This window comes from Actinomycetes bacterium, assembly GCA_035489715.1.
Lineage (GTDB): Bacteria > Actinomycetota > Actinomycetes > JACCUZ01 > JACCUZ01 > DATHAP01.
The window spans coordinates 1-16,431 of sequence record DATHAP010000195.1; the positions used below are offsets into that span (position 1 = coordinate 1).

Consider the following 16,431-nt stretch of genomic DNA (forward strand, 5'->3'; position numbering starts at 1 on the left):
GGACGCGGGCGTCCTCGCCGAGGCAGCGAAGCCGGCCGGGTCGTCGTCGGTGCGGTCCCGGACGGGAACGTCGCGGACGCCCCGGGACTCGTCACGCCCGGGCGCCGAGAGCCGCCGCGAGCACTGCCGGGTCGGTGGTGGGGGCCTCGCAGACGAAGTGCCGGCAGACGTAGGCGGTGGGTCGGCCGTCACGCAGCGGACGGTCCGCCAGCAGCGGTACGTCCCCCGGCCCGGCACCCGGGTCGCCCAGGGCGACGACCGCACCGGGCGCGGTGCCCCGCAGTGCCGCCTCGTGCAGGCGCGCGGTCGCCGGGTCGTCGGCGCCGCCGACGACGGCGACCTCGCGCGGCCCGTCGGCCAGCGCCTCCGCGACGGCGAGCCCCCAGCCGGCGAAGCGCGCGTGCTGGGCGGCCAGCGGCGTGTAGCCGGCGAGCGCCTGCTCGGCGGCCTCGCGGTGCCGGCCCGAGCCGGTGTAGGCGGCGTAGCCGAGCAGCGCTCCGGCGGCCGCGGCCTGGCCGGACGGTGTCGCGTTGTCGGTCGGGTCCTGGGGCCGGCGCATCACCGCCAGCCGCGGGTCGGCCCGGTCCTCGGCGGTGTCGTAGAACCCGCCGGCGCCGTCACCGAACCGGGTCAGCACCACCTCGAGCAGCTCGCCGGCCAGTTGCAGCCGACCGGCGTCACCGGTGACGGCGTAGAGCGCGAGCAGCCCCTCCGCGAGATCGGCGTAGTCCTCCAGCACGCCGGGGTGCGGACCGGCGGCACCGTCGCGGGAGACCCGGCGCAGCCGGCCGTCGACGAGGTGGACGCCGGTGAGCAGGTCGGCGGTGCGGGTGGCGGCGGCGACCAGGTCCGGGCGCGACAGCAGGGCACCGGCCTCGGCGAGACCGGCCACGGCGAGTCCGTTCCACGCAGCGACGACCTTGTCGTCCCTTGCCGGCTGGGGCCGCAGGTCCCGCGCCGCGGCGAGGCGCTCGCGCGCCGCCGCCCAGCGCGCGTCGTCGTCCGGGTCGCGCGGCAGCTGCAGCGTCGAGGTCCCGTGCTCGAAGGTCCCGTCCGCCGTCACGGCCAGGAGGCCGGCGGCCCACGCGCCCTCCTCGGCACCGAGCACGTCCGCGAGCTGTCCGGGCGACCAGACGTAGGTGAGCCCCTCGACCCCGTCGGTGTCGGCGTCGAGTGCCGAGGCGAACCCGCCCTGCGGCGTGCGCAGGTCGCGCAGCATCCAGTCGGCCGTCTCGAGGGCGACGCGCCGCGCGGTCGCCGACCCGGTCGTCCGCCACAGGTGGCTGTAGACGCGGACCAGCAACGCGTTGTCGTACAGCATCTTCTCGAAGTGCGGCACCACCCACGCGGCGTCGACGGCGTAGCGGGCAAACCCACCCGCGAGCTGGTCGTAGATCCCGCCGCGCGCCATCGCCTCGCAGGTGGCCTCGACGACTGCGAGCGCGTCGGCGTCGCCGGTGCGGGCGTGGTGCCGGAGCAGCTGCTCGAGGACCATCGACGGTGGGAACTTCGGGGCGCCGCCGAAGCCGCCGTGGCTGCGGTCGGCGGTGGACGACAGGTGACGGGCGGCGGCAGCGAGGTCGGCCGGGCCCGGCGGGCGGGTGTCCGGCAGCGGGCCGGCAGCCCGCTCGGCCAGGGCGGTGACGATCCGCTGTCCGGCGGCGACCACGTCGTCGCGGCGCTCCCGCCAGGTCTGCGCGACCGACGTCACGAGCTGGCTGAACGACGGCATGCCCGGCCGCGGCCGGGGCGGGAGGTAGGTGCCGCAGAAGAACGGCTCGCCGGTCGGCGTCGTGAACACGGTCATCGGCCAGCCACCGGAGCCGGTGAGCGCCTGGGTGGCCTCCATGTAGACCGCGTCGACGTCCGGCCGCTCCTCCCGGTCGACCTTCACCGCGACGACGCTGTCGTTGACCAGCCGAGCGACCTCGGGGTCCTCGAACGACTCGTGCGCCATGACATGGCACCAGTGGCAGGCCGCGTAGCCGATCGAGACGAGGACCGGCCGGTCCAGCCGCTGCGCCTCGGCGAACGCCTCGTCCCCCCACGGCCACCAGTCGACCGGGTTGTCCTTGTGCTGCAGGAGGTAGGGCGACGTCGCGTCCGCCAGTCGGTTCGGCACACCACCTACCTTCCCGCACCGACCCCGTCGGGCAAACCGCTGGCAAAGACCTCGTCGGATGGCTTGTCGCGCACGGAGATCGGGCGCACCGTCGGAGCAACCGGGGGGGTCCGGGGGCTTCCTGCGCCCGCGCGCTTCCCCCTGGTCAGGGTGGGGGAACGAGATGGACAAGGCTAAGCGGGAGAAGCGAGCGCACGTCCCGACGGTCATCGTCGGCGTCCAGGTCCTCGAGACCCGGCTCGACGTGGCGCTGGCGCAGGGCCTCGGGCCCGACCAGCGGGCTGCCGCCGACGGGGTCCGGCGGCTGCTGCGGATGGCGGAGGACGCGGCGTACGGCGTCGTCCCTCGCACGGGCTGGATCGGCCGGTGGTGGCGCGGGACGCTGGTCGAGTCCGCGTTCCAGGATCTGCACGCGGCACGGGCGCAGATGATCGACGTCTACGCAGACGAGGAGGTCGCCGCCGAGATCCCCGCGGCGCTGGCCCGGTCGCAGCAGGCGCTGCACCCCGACGACCCGCGGCAGCTCGCGGGTGAGTCGCTGAGCCGGATGACGATCGGCCAGCAGCGCGCGTTCCTGCGGCGCGCGATCGAGGACTCGTACGACGCGATGGACCACCAGCACGAGCGGCTGCGCAACTTCCGCAACATCATCCTGATGGCCGCGCTGTGCATCACCGTGCTGGTCGGGGCCACGATCCTCATCGTCCGGGCCAACCCGACCTACATCCCGCTGTGCTTCGCCGCGAGCGGCGACGCCATCGAGGGAAGCTCGTTCAACTGCCCGACCGGCACCGACGTCTCGGGCAACCGCAGCAGCGACATCGTCGTGGTGGCCCTGCTGGGGCTGCTCGGTGGGGCGCTCGCCGCCGCGGTGTCGATCCGCAACCTGCGCGGCACCTCGACGCCGTACGACGTGCCGGTCGCCCTCGCCCTGCTCAAGGTGCCGCTCGGCGCCTTCACCGCGATCGTCGGGCTGGTGGCGCTGCAGGGCAGCTTCGTACCGGGGCTCAGCGCGCTCGACTCGCAGCAGCAGATCCTGGCGTACGCCCTGGTGCTCGGCTACGCCCAGCAGGTCTTCACCTACACGCTGGACCGCAGGGCGCAGACCCTGCTCGACGGGTTGCCGGCGAAGGACCCGACCGTCGCGCCCACCCGCAGGGACGTGACGCCGGTGGTCGCTGCGGCGCAGGTCGGCCCGGGACCGGGTGACGGTGCCGGCCTGGTGCGCCAGCAGGGACCTCCTCCGATCGAGGAGATCGACCCGCGCACCGAGACGTCGACGGAGCCGACCGATCCGGAGGTGCAGCCCGCACCTCCGGACGCCGACGACCTGGTGCAGGACGACGGGAGCCGGCCGATGCCCAACGTGCCGATCGGGGACCACCGCTGATGCGCACCTACGCCCAGGCCAAGGAGTTCGCCCAGCAGCAGCACCGCACCGGGTCGAGCGCCTGGCACAACCTGTGCCAGATGTTCTCGCGACAGTGCGTGGGTGCCGCCCCGTTCGGCGCGTCCGCCCGCGAGGCGTTCAACGCCACCGCGCCGGAGCACCGCCACCAGTCGACCCCGCCGCCGGCCGGCGCCATCGCCTACTACGGGTTCGCCGACCACGGCGCGGGTCATGCGGTGTTCGCGGTGAACGGCGGTTTCGTGTGGTCGAACGACATCCTCCGGTCGGGACAGATCGACCGGGTCCGGTGGGACGTGTTCCCCAGCAGGTGGCGGCTGCCCTACCGCGGCTGGATCTCACGGACCCCGTCCGGCGAGCTGCCCGTCCAGCGGCAGGGCGACAAGGACGACCTGCCGGGCTACCGTCAGGGCCGCAAGGTCTACTCCAGCAAGATGCGGCTCGCGCAGGACGACTCCGACAGCGTGTGGAACATCCAGGTCGCCCTGATGGCCCGCGGCTTCGAGTTCGAGGACGGCCCCACGGCGTACTACGGGCAGCACACCCGCCGGTGCGTGGCCGCCTTCCAACGGCACCGCGGATGGGTGGGCGCCGACGCCGACGGCATCGCCGGCCCGCGGACGGTGGGTCGGATGGGCCTCGTGTGGGTGGACGGATGACCGGCCCGTGACCGACACCGTCGACCTCGCGGCGCCGGCCACGACCTCGGCCTGGTGGCCGGCCGATACCGCCGGCGACGGCCTGGTGTCGATGTCCACGGCCCAGGGCTCGTTGTGCGGGCGGCTGCTGGCCTCGGCCGACGGCTGCCCGGGCTGAGCCCGCGCGGTCAGCCCCTGTCGTCACCCGGAAGATCCATGGCCGGTATCCTCCCGGACCGGCCCGCCTAGGGGCATGGTCCGGAAAAGGTCAAGTCCTTCAAGTCGGGTGCCGGGGCGCCGATAGGACTCCTCATGGGCTGGTCTCGGCGCGTCCCGGCGGTGGGCTGATGCTGGCCGCTCTCTGGGCGCTCGCAGGCGGCACGGTCTCGCTCGTCCTGGTCGCCGTCACGCTGCGGAGCAAGCCCGCCGACCCGCTGCCCGGCCTGCTCCTCGCGGCCGGCACCGCCCTGCTGTCCGCCGCGCACGCGGTCGCTCTCGTCGACGGATCGTCGCCGTCGTACGCCGACGTGCCCGGCCTGCTCGCGTATCCCGCGCTGGCCGCCGCCGTGACCGCCTTCCAGCGGGACCGGGTGCGCCGGGACCGTGACAGCCTGCTGGACGCGCTCGTGGTCACCGTCGCCGCCGCCCAGGTGGGCTGGCTGGTGGTGCTCGAGCCGGTGCTCTCCGACAGCTCGGAGCAGCTGGCCACGACGGTCCTCACCGGCGCGTACGCCCTCTGCTACCTCCTCGTCATCGGTGTCGGGGCACGGCTCGGATTCGCCCTCCTGGGCTCGGCCGACGCCGCCGGGCGCCTGCTCCTCGGCGGGCTACTCGTCGGCGTGGCTGCAGAGGTCACGGCCGCGGTCACCGGCGTGGACGCCCTGGCGATCGGCTGGCTGGCCGGCTTCGCCCTCCTGCTGTTCGCCGTCCGGCACCCCGCCATGGCCGAGCCACGACCCGCCCCGGACGGCTCCGCCCGGCTCGGCACGGTCTGGCGGTTCGTCGTGCTGCTCGCGCTCGCCTGCCTGGTCTCACCGGTCCTGGTGCTGACCCACGCCACCAAGGGCGGCGTCACCCAGGCAGCGGTGGTCCTGGGGTCCTCGGTCTTCCTCTTCACGCTCGCCCTGCTGCGCATCGTCAGCCTGCTCAGCCAGCTGCGCCGCACCCTGCACCGGGAGCACGTGCTGCGCGAGGCCACCGGCTCGCTGGTGGGCGCTGCAAGCAGGGCAGGCGTCCGCGACGCCGCACTCGCGGCTGCGCTGGAGCTCGTGGACCGGCCCGGCAACCGGGCCGGCCGGGCCTGGCGCATCGACGGGGACCCGGGCGGCACCGTCGCCCAGGCCTCCGACGACGAGGACGTGGCCACCTTCCTCGACGCCGCCGAGCTGGCGGCCTTCCCGGACCCGGACGAGGGCATCGGGCTGCTGCCCGGGCCGTCCCTGCTGCACGCGACGCTCGGCGTGCCCACCGCCCACACGCTCGTCCTCGTCGCGCTGCCCGCCCGCGGTGCGGCGCGCGAGGCCGCCGTGGTCTCCGTCGAGCACGCCCCGTCGACGCGCACGGTGGCCGCGCTGCGCTCGCTGGCCGCGACCATGCACCTGGCCCTCGAGCGGCTCGACGTCGGCGAGATCATGGTCGAGCGCCGCAGCGAGCGCCGGCTGCGGCTGATGCTGCAGTACGCCTCCGACGTGATCTGCATCCTCGACCACGACCTGACGATCGTGCACGTCACGCCCGCGGTCGAGCCCATCGTCGGCATGCCGGCTCCCGAGCTGCTCGGCATGAGCTGGCTGGACGTCGTCGCGGAGGTCGACCGCGAGGCGGCCCGCGACCTGGTGAGCCTCGCGCAGGGCGGCCGGCCGGCACGGGGCGAGGTGCGGCTCAACACCGAGGAGGGCCTCACCCGGCACGTCGACGCCGTCGTGACCGAGGTCATCGACGAGGACCTGATGGGCTTCGTCGTCACCTGTCACGACATCACCGACCGGCACGAGCTGGAGCAGCAGCTCACCCACCAGGCGTTCCATGACGCCCTCACCGGCCTCGCCAACCGCGCGCTGTTCCGTGACCGGCTCGGCCACGCGATGGCGCGGGCCCGTGGTGGCGGCGGCTACGCCGTGCTCTTCGTCGACCTCGACGACTTCAAGACCGTCAACGACAGCCTCGGCCACGCCGCGGGCGACGAGCTGCTGCGCGAGATGACCACCCGGTTGCGCACGTGTCTCCGCGAAGGTGACACGGCAGCGCGTCTAGGCGGGGACGAGTTCGCGATCCTGCTCGAGGACGTGGCCGGCGACGACCACTGCACCGACATCGCCCGCCGCCTGCTCGAGTCGATGGCGTTGCCGTTCCACGTCAACGGGACCGAGGTGACCACCGGCGCGAGCATCGGCATCGCCGTCGGCGGCGTCGGCTCGGCGTCCGCCGAGGACCTGATGCGCAACGCCGACCTCGCGCTCTACGACGCGAAGAACGCCGGCAAGAACCGCTTCGCCGTGTTCGCCCCGACCATGCACGAGGCGGCTCTCGCACGGCTGTCGCTCACCAGCGACCTGCGGCACGCGATCGAGCGCTCCGAGCTGGTCGTGCACTACCAGCCGCTCGTCGCGCTGGCGTCCGGCGGCATCCTCGGCCTCGAGGCGCTCGTCCGCTGGCAGCACCCGGAGCTCGGGCTGCTGCCGCCGGGGCAGTTCATCGGTCTCGCGGAGGAGACCGGCCTGATCGTGCCGATCGGCCGGATGGTGCTGCAGATGGCGCTGCGCGACGCGGTGCGCTGGCAGCAGGCGTACGAGGAGCACGGCACCCTGCACATGGCCGTCAACCTCAGCGGCCGCCAGCTGCAGGACGTCTCGATCGTCGACGACGTCCGCACCGCGATCAAGGCCAGCGGCATCGACCCGTCGACGGTCGTCCTGGAGATCACCGAGAGCGTCCTGCTGCCCGGTGACGGGGTGATCGTCGAGCGGCTGCACGCGCTCGCCGCCCTGGGCATCCACCTCTACATCGACGACTTCGGCACCGGCTACTCCTCGTTGAGCTACCTGCAGGCGCTGCCGGTGGACGGGCTCAAGCTGGCGCAGGAGTTCGTCGAGTCGCTGCCCGGCACCGAGACCGAGTCCGGGCTGGTGCGCACCATCCGGGACCTCGCCGACACCCTCGGCCTGTCGGCCGTGGTGGCCGAGGGCATCGAGCGGCCGGAGCAGTGGGAGTCGCTGCTGTCGCTGGGCTACCACGTCGGTCAGGGGTTCCACCTCGCCGTGCCGATGCCGGCCGACCAGGTGCCGGAGTTCCTCTCCGGCGTCGTCCGGCCTGGCGACGGTGCCTGGGAGCGGTCGCTCGACGGGACCGCACCGGTCAGCGGGGGCTGACGCCCCCGGGGTCCTGGGCGTCGTCGGGGTCGTCGGGGAGATCACCGTCGTCGGGGGCACGGTCGGCGGCGTCGTCGGGAATGTCGATGCGCTTGATCTGGCGGTTCATCGAGCGGATCAGCAGGTACGTCGCCCCGCCCAGCAGGGCGACGACCAGGAAGCCCAGGACCCCCGGGCTGACGTCGTCGTTGTCGACGGCGAGCCGGACGGCAGCGGCAGTGATGTCGGCGACCGCCGTCGCGCTCACTGCCGGGCCCCGGCGCTCGCCCGGATGCCGGCGAACAGGTCGTCCTCCGGCGCCGTCGTCGGCACGACGCTGCGCGCCAGCTCGAAGTCCTCGGTCGGCCAGGCCTGCGTCTGCAGGTCGCGCGGGCAGGTGAACCACGGGCCGTCCGGGTCGACCTGGGTGGCGTGCGCCAGCAGGGCCCGGTCGCGCACCTCGAAGTAGTCGCTGCACGGCACGTGGGTCGTGACGGTGCGCTCCTCGCGGTCCTCCCAGCTCTCCAGCCACTCGACGTACGGCGACTCGAGACCGGCGTCGAGCATCGCCTGGTGCAGCGCGGTCGTCCGAGCCTTGGTGAAGGTCTGGTTGTAGTAGAGCTTCAGCGGCTGCCACGGCTCCCCCGCGTCCGGGTAGCGCTCCGGGTCGCCGGCTGCCTCGAACGCGTGCACCGAGATCTTGTGGCACATGATGTGGTCGGGGTGCGGGTAGCCGCCGTTCTCGTCGTACGTCGTCATCACGTGCGGACGGAACGACCGCACCAGGCGGACCAGCGGCTCGGCCGCCACCTCGACGTCCATCAGGCCGAAGCACCCGTCGGGCAGGGGCGGGAGCGGGTCGCCCTCGGGCAGGCCGGAGTCGACCCAGCCCAGCCAGTCCTGCCGAACCCCCAGGATCTCGCGGGCCATGGCCATCTCGCGGCGGCGCACCTCGGTGAGGTTGGCGAGCACCGACTCGTCGTGCTCCAGCTTGGGGTTGAGGACGGAGCCCCGCTCGCCGCCGGTGCAGGTGACGACGTGGACGTCGACCCCCTCGGCGACGTACTTGGCCATCGTCGCCGCGCCCTTGCTCGACTCGTCGTCAGGGTGGGCGTGCACCGCCATCAGTCGCAGGGCCTCGGCCGGCTCGGGGGACGTCACGCGATAATCAAAGCGCAGACTCCCGACGAGATTCCCCCGAGGTGCACGTGCCCGCGAGCGGTCAGAGCCGGAGCCGACCGGCCGACCGCTACGGCGAGGGCCGCCGCCGGCCCCCGAAGGCGCTGGTCGCCGGCGTGGTGGTGCTGGCGACGGCGTTCGTGAGCTGGGTGGTCTGGGCGGCGCTGGCCGCGACCGACCGCGACCCGGGCGGTGAGGTGTCGGGCTACCGCGTGGTGTCCGCCGAGCGCATCGACGTCCGGGTGCGGCTCGCCGCCGGCAGCCACGGGCGGCTCGGCTGCACCGTGCAGGCCATGGACCGCACGCGCGAGGTCGTCGGCGTGGCCGCGGTCCGGCTGGGGCCGGACCGGCCCGAGCGCTGGGTGCCGGTCCGCACCCGCGACCGGGCCGTCACCGCCACCCTGAGCCGTTGCCGGCCCGGCTGACCGGGCTGACCGGGCTGACCGGGCAAGGGTTCCCGGCCGCCGGCTCGGGCACGCTGGCTGGACGCCCGGGTGGGGTGCATTGTTAGCCTCGAGGACTCCCCCGGCGGCCGATGCCGCCGGGTGGCCGTGCACTCCCCTGACCCATCCGTAGGAGACCGCCGTGACCGAGACGACCGAGAACGTCACCTGGCTGACCCAGGAGGCGTACGACCGGCTGAAGGAGGAGCTCGACTTCCTCGCCGGCGAGGGCCGGCTGGAGATCTCGCGGCGCATCGAGCAGGCCCGCGAGGAGGGCGACCTGCGCGAGAACGGCGGCTACCACGCCGCCAAGGAGGAGCAGGGAAAGCGGGAGGCGCGGATCCGTCAGCTGCAGCAGCTGCTGGAGTCGGCCCAGGTCGGCGAGGCCCCCAAGGCGCCGTCCGGGGTCGTCGCCCCCGGCACCATCGTCACCGCGAAGGTCGGCGGTGACACCATGCGCTTCCTGCTCGGGTCCCGCGAGGTGGCCGGCGACGGCATCGAGGTCTACTCCGAGAAGTCGCCGCTCGGCGATGCCATCAACGGCCGGCACAAGGGCGAGACCGCGACCTTCGCCGCGCCCAACGGCACGACGGTCGAGGTCGAGATCCTCGACACCGAGCCGTTCGCCGGCTGACCCGGCTGACCTGCGGCGGCCGCCTCAGGTGCGGCCGGAGGTGTGGGTGAACCGGCGCGTTGACACCGGGATGAACACCGCCAGGATGATGCCGATCCAGATGACGGAGTAGGTCACCGGGTGCTGCATCGGCCAGACGTCCGGCGGGGGCATCTGCGGGCTGGTGTTGCCGAACAGCTCGCGGGCGGCCTGGGTGACCGACGAGATCGGGTTCCAGTTGGCGAAGGTCTCGAGCGGGCCGGGCAATGTCTGGCTCGGCACGAACGTGTTGGCGATGTAGGTCAGCGGGAAGATGACGACGAAGCACGCGTTGTTGACGACCTCCGGCGTCCGGACGAGCAGCGCGACGTACGCCGTCACCCAGGAGATCGCGTAGGCGAACGCCAGGATCAGCAGGTAGGCGGCGAGCGCCTCGAGCACCGACGTGTGGACCCGCCAGCCCACGATCAGCCCGGTCAGCGACATGATGGCCAGGCTGATCACGTTGATCGCCACGTCGGAGATGGTGCGGCCGAACAGCACCGCAGACGGCGCCATCGGCAGCGAGCGGAACCGGTCGATGATGCCCTTCTGCAGGTCCTCGGCCACGCTGTAGCCGGTGAACGTCGCGCCGAACACCACGGTCTGGACGAAGATGCCGGCGATGAGGAACTCCCGGTAGCCGACGCCCGGGACGTCGATCGCGCCGCCGAACACGTAGGCGAACAGCAGCACGAACATGATCGGCATCATGGTCGTCCAGACGACGAGGTCCGGGACCCTCTTGATCTTGATCAGGTTGCGCTTGGTGACGACCGACGCGTCGGACACCGCCTCCACGAAGGTGCTCATCGCGCTGCCACCTCCTGGTCGTCCTTGTCGTCGATGGAGTCGAGCCTGGTGCGCGGGAGCGGGGCCCCTGGCGGCCCGACGGCCTCGATGTCCTCGGTGTCTCCGGTGTCTCCGGTGTCTCCGGTGGCCTCGGCGGCCCCCGCGCGCTCGCCCTCGTCGGAGCGCTCGGTGCCCTCCTCGTCCTCCGCGGAGTGACCGGTCAGGCTGAGGAAGACGTCGTCGAGCGTCGGCCGCCGGATGCCGATGTCCTGCACCTCGATGCTCGCGTCGTCGAGCTCGCGGATTGCGCTGACGAGCACGCCGGCGCCGCCCTGGACCGGCACGGTGAGCCGGCGCTGGTGCTGGTCGACCGTGGCCGCACCGAGCCCGACCGGGACAAGGACGCGCTGCGCGTCGTCGAGCCGGCCACGGTCGGCGATGACCAGCTCCAGCCGCTCGCCGCCGACCTGCGACTTGAGTTCGTCGGAGGTGCCCTCGGCGATGACCTGGCCGTGGTCGATCACCGCGATCTGGTGCGCCAGCCGGTCGGCCTCCTCGAGGTACTGGGTCGTCAGCAGCAGCGTCGTGCCGTCGCGGACCAGGTCGGCGATGACGTCCCACATGCCGAGCCGGCTGCGCGGGTCGAGCCCGGTGGTCGGCTCGTCGAGGAAGAGCACCGGCGGGCGCGCGACGAGAGCGGCCGCGAGGTCCAGCCGGCGACGCATGCCGCCGGAGTAGCCCTTGACGACACGGCTCCCCGCGTCGGCGAGGTCGAAGGTCTCGAGCAGCTCGGTCGCGCGCATCCGGCTCTCGGCCCGGCCGAGGTGGTAGAGCCGGCCGACCATGTCGAGGTTCTCGAAGCCCGTCAGGTGCTCGTCGACCGCGGCGTACTGCCCGGACAGGCCGATGACCCGGCGCAGGGCCCGCGCGTCGGCGACGACGTCGAGCCCGGACACCGTGGCCCGCCCGGCGTCAGGCTTCATGAGGGTGCTCAGGATGCGCACGCAGGTGGTCTTGCCCGCGCCGTTGGGGCCGAGCAGGCCGAGCACGGTGCCCTCGGGCACCCGCAGGTCGAGCCCCGTGAGGGCATGGACGTCGCCGAAGCGCTTCGTCAGCCCTTCGGCGACGATGGCGTCAGTCATGGGGTCTCCCGAGTCGTTCGCTGTCCGGACATCCTCGTCGGTGGGTCTGACATGTCTCGACCCGATTTCTCATCGCCGAGACCCGACGGCCCGATCCACGAGACGCGATGTATCGCGTTATAGAGACACGATACATCGCGTTCCCGATCCGTCAAGCCGACAGAGTTTCCGGGACGGGCGGGATCAGCCGAAGACCAAGGGGTAGCCGGCCGCGCGGAGCCGGGCCAGCACCTCCTCGCAGTGCTCCTCGCCCCGCGTCTCGAGCTGCAGCCGCACCTCGACCTCGTCGACGCGCAGCCGCGGGTCGGTGCGCATGTGCTCGACCTCGACCACCGACGCGTCGGCGGCGGCCACCTCGGCCAGCAGCTCGACCAGCGCTCCCGGCCGGTCGCTGATCCTGGCCCGGAAGGACAGGAAGCGGCCGGCGACCGCCAGGCCGTGGCGCAGCACCCGCATCAGCAGCAGCGGGTCGATGTTTCCGCCCGAGAGCACCACGGCCACCGGCGGCTCGAAGGCGCGCGGGTCGTCGAGGACCGCCGCGACCGCAGCCGCACCGGCCGGCTCGACGACGAGCTTGGCGCGCTCGAGGGTGAGCAGCAGCGCGCGCGAGATCGACTCCTCGGACACCGTGAGGATCTCGTCGACGTACTTCTGCACGAGGGCGAACGGCACCTGGCCGGGACAACCCACGGCGATGCCGTCGGCCATCGTCGTCATGCGGTCGAGAGCGATCGGGTGCCCGGCCGCCAGCGACGCCGGGTAGGCGGCCGCGGTGTCGGCCTGCACGCCGACGACGCGGACGTCCGGGCGGCTGGACTTGACGGCGAGGGCGATGCCGGCGAGAAGGCCGCCGCCTCCGGTGCAGACGACGACGGTGCGCACGTCGGGGACCTGCTCGAGGATCTCCAGCCCCACCGTGCCCTGCCCGGCGACGATGTCGGGGTGGTCGAACGGGTGCACCAGCACGGCGCCGGTCTCCTCGGCGAATGCGCGCGCAGCGCTCAGCGCGTCGTCCACCGAGTTGCCGTGGAAGTGCACCTCGGCGCCGTAAGCGCGAGTCGCCTGGACCTTCGGGATGGGCGCGCCCTCGGGCATGAAGACCGTCGAGCGGATGCCACGGAGGGACGCCGCCAGGGCGACGCCCTGCGCGTGGTTGCCGGCGCTGGCCGCGACGACGCCGTGCTGCGACTCGTGCGGGGTGAGCCGTGAGATGCGGGTGTAGGCACCGCGGATCTTGAACGACCCGGCCCGCTGGAGGTTCTCGCACTTGAGCCACACCGGACCGCCGACCCGCTCGGAGAGCGGCCGCGACCCCTGCACCGGGGTGTCCCTGATGACACCCTCGAGCAGCGAGCGCGCCGCCTTGACGTCGTCGAAGGAGACCGGCAGGGAGTCCATGGCGGCCAGTGTGTCAGGCGGTCACCGGTCGAACGCCAGCAGCGACGCGGTGAGGGTGTGCAGGTGCGTGCGGCCGGCTACCGGGCCGATCTCGCCCGCCGCGAAGAAGCCGGCGACCACGCCGTCGCCGAAGGCCCCACGCACCGTGGCGACGTCGTGGTCGGCGGCCGGGAAGAGGCCGCTCCCCCGCCCGGTGCAGGCGATCAGCAGCGCGCCGGCCGGCCCGGGCCGGCCGCCGTATGCGGCCGCGAGCATCGACCGGAGCTCGGCGTCCGCGGTGCCTGCGTCGCGCACGTGCACCTGCACGGTGCGGCCGACCGGAACCACGTCGCCCACCACCAGACCGGTCCGCGCGGTGTCGACGCCGACGACACCACGCACCAGGAAGTCGCCGGTCGAGTGCTCGTCGGCGTACTCGTCCATCGCGATGCCCAGCAAGACGCCACCCGACACCAGCGCCTGTTCCTCGGGCGGCAGCTCCGCGACCAGCGATTCGAGCCGGGCGGCGGCCGGGACACCGGCCAGCTCGAGCACGGTGTCGCCGTCCGCGGCGGTGACCGTCATGACCGGGCCCACCGGGCGGGCGCCCTGGCTGACCAGCGCAGTGCTGCCCGGGCAGCCCGAGCCCTCGCCGATCACCACGCCTACCGCGCCGCGGTCGTGCACCTGGCCGTCCACCATCAGCCGGGTCGACCCCGCGCCCTGCAGGCCGGTCGCGAGCCCGCCGGTGATGGTCAGGCCGGGCAGCGTCTGCGGCGACTGCTCGACGAACGCGTCGGCGGGGAAGGACCAGGGGTCGGCGAGCAGCACCATCCGCCCGTCCTGCTGGCGCTGCGGCGGGAGGCCGACGACGGCGATCGACTCGGACGTGCGCAGCACCTCGAGGTGGAAGGACCGCAGTGAGGTGCCCGGCAGCGCGGCGACGAGGACGCTGACCGCCGAGCTCAGCTCCACCGCCCGCCCGGCCCCCAGCACCCCGGGCGCGTTGCAGCCGAGCACGGTGCGGGCACCCGTCAGCTCGGCCGCGCGGGTCAAGGCGGCGCCGGCCTCGTCCGGGTCGGACCCGCAGGCGAACACCGCGGCCAGGTCCGGCGTCGCGCCGTCCAGGCCCGTCAGCGCCTGCCCGACGGCCTGCTCGGCCGCGACCAGCAGGTCGGCGTCGTCGCCCAGGCCGTCCCCGCACCGCACCTCGTCCACCCCCCCATCCGACCACCAAACCGATCGCCCTGGGAATCGCCTCTGTCCGGACGTACGGTCGGGACCATGCAGCGACCGAGCACCCTGGGCGAGCTGCGGGCCACGGGGCAGGCACACCAGTCCGTCAAGCAGGAGATCCGCGCCAACCTGGTGGCCGCGATGCGGTCCGGCAGCCCGCGCTTCGAGGGGATCCTGGGCTTCGACGAGACCGTCCTGCCCGCCCTCGAGCGCGCCCTGCTCGCCGGCCACGACGTCGTGCTGCTCGGCGAGCGGGGCCAGGGGAAGACCCGGCTGATCCGCACGCTGGTGTCGCTGCTCGACGAGTGGTCGCCCGTCGTCGACGGCTGCGAGGTCAACGACCACCCCGAGGTGCCGGTGTGCGCGCGGTGCCGCCGGCTGCACGCCGAGCTCGGCGACGACCTGCCGGTGGGGTGGCGGCACCGCAGCGAGCGGTACGCCGAGAAGCTGGCCACCCCGGACACCAGCGTGGGTGACCTGATCGGCGACATCGACCCGGTCAAGGTCGCCGAGGGCCGCACCCTGGGCGACCCCGAGACCGTGCACTACGGCCTGGTGCCGCGCAGCAACCGCGGGATCTTCGCGGTCAACGAGCTGCCCGACCTCGCGGAGCGCATCCAGGTGTCGCTGCTCAACGTGCTCGAGGAGCGCGACATCCAGATCCGCGGCTACAACCTGCGCCTTCCCCTCGACGTGCTGCTCGTCGCGAGCGCCAACCCCGAGGACTACACCAACCGTGGCCGCATCATCACCCCTCTCAAGGACCGGTTCGGGGCCGAGGTCCGCACCCACTACCCCGACCTGCTCGAGGACGAGGTCGACGTCGTGCGTCAGGAGGCCCACCTGGCCGCGGTGGTGCCGGACTTCCTGCTCGAGGTCGTGGCGCGATTCGCCCGCAACGTGCGCGAGTCGTCGTCGGTCGACCAGCGCTCCGGGGTGTCGGCCCGCTTCGCCATCGCCGCGGCCGAGACAGCGGCGGCGTCGGCGCTGCGCAGGGCCGCGCTCACCGGCGAGGAGCTGGCGGTCGCGCGGGTCTGCGACCTGCCGGCCACCGTGGCGACGCTGCGCGGCAAGGTGGAGTTCGAGGTCGACGAGGAGGGCCGGGAGCTCGAGGTGCTCGCGCACCTGCTCCGCAAGGCCACCGTCGAGACCTTCCGCCAGCACCTGGGCGCCTCGGACCTGCGCCCCTTGATCGAGCGGTTCGACGAGGGCCTGCTGGTCGAGAGCGGCGACCTGGTGCCCGGCCGGCGGCTGCTCGAGCAGGTCGGGCCGCTGCCCGGGCTGGCGCACGTGCTCGAGCGGCTCGGTGTCGAGGAGGGCGCGGAGACGCCCGAGCTGGCCGCCTCGGCGCTGGAGTTCGCCTTCGAGGGGCTCTTCCTCAACCGGCGCATCAGCAAGGACGACAGCACTGACGGCGGCGTCCTCTACGGGTCGGGCTGACCGGTGGCCGACCGGGCGCCGCGGGGCTACCGCTACGGCAGCTGGCACGACGGGCCGGACCCGCTCGCGCCGCCCTACGACGTGCGTCGCGCCCTTGACCGGCTCGGCGACGACGTGCTCGCCGGGTCGAACCCGCGCGAGGCGCTCCGCCGCCTGCTGCGCGAGGGTCTCGACCGCGACGGCCGCGGCGGGCGCGGGCTCGACGACATGCTGCGCCGGCTGCGCGAGCAGCGCCGGCGGCTGCGCGAGAGCGGCCGGATGGACGGCACGCTGCAGGAGGTGCGCCGGCTGGTCGACCAGGCGGTCGGGCAGGAGCGCTCGGCGCTGTTCCCCGACCCGTCCGACGACGCACGGTTCCGTGAGGCGACGCTGGACGCGCTGCCGAGCGACCCGGCGCGTGCGGTGCGCCAGCTCGACACGTACGACTGGCAGTCGCCCGAGGCGGCCCAGACCTTCGAGCAGGTCAAGGACCTGCTGCGCCGCGAGGTCCTCGACACGCAGTTCCGCGGGATGAAGCAGGCGTTGGAACATCCAGACCCGGAAGCCATGCAGCGGGTCAAGGACATGCTGGCCGACCTCAACGCGATGCTGGCCGACGACGCCCGGGGGGAGCACACCCAGGAGCAGTTCGACGAGTTCATGGCGACGTACGGCG

Annotated in this window: 15 protein-coding genes; 8 read left to right on the top strand and 7 right to left on the bottom strand. The window is 73.4% G+C overall.

All coding sequences use genetic code 11. The features are described from left to right. Positions 1-91: 91 nt before the first annotated feature. A complete protein-coding gene (locus VK640_15650) occupies positions 92-2,122 on the bottom strand; it encodes a thioredoxin domain-containing protein (protein HTE74609.1) in 2,031 nt (676 codons plus the stop codon). A 163-nt stretch (positions 2,123-2,285) separates the two neighbouring features. Between VK640_15650 and VK640_15655 the strand changes: the two genes are divergently transcribed. The 4 genes from VK640_15655 to VK640_15670 all read left to right on the top strand — a co-directional run bounded on the left by VK640_15655 (position 2,286) and on the right by VK640_15670 (position 7,536). Then, a complete protein-coding gene (locus tag VK640_15655) occupies positions 2,286-3,512 on the top strand; it encodes a hypothetical protein (GenBank protein ID HTE74610.1) in 1,227 nt (408 codons plus the stop codon). Beyond that, a complete protein-coding gene (locus VK640_15660) occupies positions 3,512-4,189 on the top strand; it encodes a peptidoglycan-binding protein (protein ID HTE74611.1) in 678 nt (225 codons plus the stop codon). The genes VK640_15655 and VK640_15660 overlap by 1 nt, the downstream gene beginning before the upstream one ends. A 7-nt stretch (positions 4,190-4,196) precedes the next feature. Next, a complete protein-coding gene (locus VK640_15665) occupies positions 4,197-4,346 on the top strand; it encodes a hypothetical protein (protein ID HTE74612.1) in 150 nt (49 codons plus the stop codon). A 169-nt stretch (positions 4,347-4,515) separates the two neighbouring features. Then, complete coding sequence (locus VK640_15670) at positions 4,516-7,536, top strand: EAL domain-containing protein (protein ID HTE74613.1); 3,021 nt, start codon at positions 4,516-4,518, stop codon at positions 7,534-7,536. Here the strand turns inward: VK640_15670 and VK640_15675 are convergent. Then, complete coding sequence (locus tag VK640_15675; GenBank protein ID HTE74614.1) at positions 7,523-7,783, bottom strand: hypothetical protein; 261 nt, start codon at positions 7,781-7,783, stop codon at positions 7,523-7,525. The genes VK640_15670 and VK640_15675 overlap by 14 nt on opposite strands. Beyond that, positions 7,780-8,640 carry a mycothiol conjugate amidase Mca gene (mca, locus tag VK640_15680; GenBank protein ID HTE74615.1) on the bottom strand — a complete coding sequence of 287 codons (861 nt, stop codon included), beginning with the start codon at positions 8,638-8,640 and terminating at the stop codon, positions 7,780-7,782. Before mca ends, VK640_15675 begins: the two co-directional genes overlap by 4 nt. Positions 8,641-8,717: 77 nt before the next feature. On the opposite strand from mca, the gene VK640_15685 reads away from it, so the two are divergent. Beyond that, positions 8,718-9,119, top strand: coding sequence for a DUF4307 domain-containing protein (locus VK640_15685; GenBank protein ID HTE74616.1), 402 nt, complete (start codon positions 8,718-8,720; stop codon positions 9,117-9,119). Positions 9,120-9,279: 160 nt separating this feature from the next. Continuing rightward, the gene (gene greA, locus VK640_15690) at positions 9,280-9,771 is read left to right on the top strand and encodes a transcription elongation factor GreA (protein ID HTE74617.1); all 492 of its coding nucleotides are present in this window, start codon (positions 9,280-9,282) and stop codon (positions 9,769-9,771) included. A gap of 24 nt (positions 9,772-9,795) precedes the next feature. Here the strand turns inward: greA and VK640_15695 are convergent, their stop codons facing one another. From VK640_15695 to VK640_15710, 4 genes are all read right to left on the bottom strand, one after another. Next, positions 9,796-10,602: an ABC transporter permease gene (locus tag VK640_15695; protein HTE74618.1), complete on the bottom strand. Its 807-nt coding sequence runs from the start codon at positions 10,600-10,602 to the stop codon at positions 9,796-9,798. Next, positions 10,599-11,723 carry an ATP-binding cassette domain-containing protein gene (locus VK640_15700; GenBank protein ID HTE74619.1) on the bottom strand — a complete coding sequence of 375 codons (1,125 nt, stop codon included), beginning with the start codon at positions 11,721-11,723 and terminating at the stop codon, positions 10,599-10,601. Before VK640_15700 ends, VK640_15695 begins: the two co-directional genes overlap by 4 nt. 183 nt (positions 11,724-11,906) lie before the next feature. Then, positions 11,907-13,121 carry a threonine ammonia-lyase gene (gene ilvA / locus VK640_15705; protein HTE74620.1) on the bottom strand — a complete coding sequence of 405 codons (1,215 nt, stop codon included), beginning with the start codon at positions 13,119-13,121 and terminating at the stop codon, positions 11,907-11,909. Between the two features lie 21 nt (positions 13,122-13,142). Then, a complete protein-coding gene (locus VK640_15710) occupies positions 13,143-14,318 on the bottom strand; it encodes an FIST N-terminal domain-containing protein (protein ID HTE74621.1) in 1,176 nt (391 codons plus the stop codon). Between the two features lie 66 nt (positions 14,319-14,384). Here VK640_15710 and VK640_15715 point away from each other — a divergent pair, with 66 nt between their 5' ends. After that, entirely contained in the window at positions 14,385-15,776 is a 1,392-nt protein-coding gene (locus VK640_15715) for a sigma 54-interacting transcriptional regulator (GenBank protein ID HTE74622.1), read from the top strand. A gap of 3 nt (positions 15,777-15,779) precedes the next feature. Next, on the top strand, positions 15,780-16,431 hold a 652-nt coding region (locus tag VK640_15720), incomplete at its 3' end, for a hypothetical protein (GenBank protein ID HTE74623.1).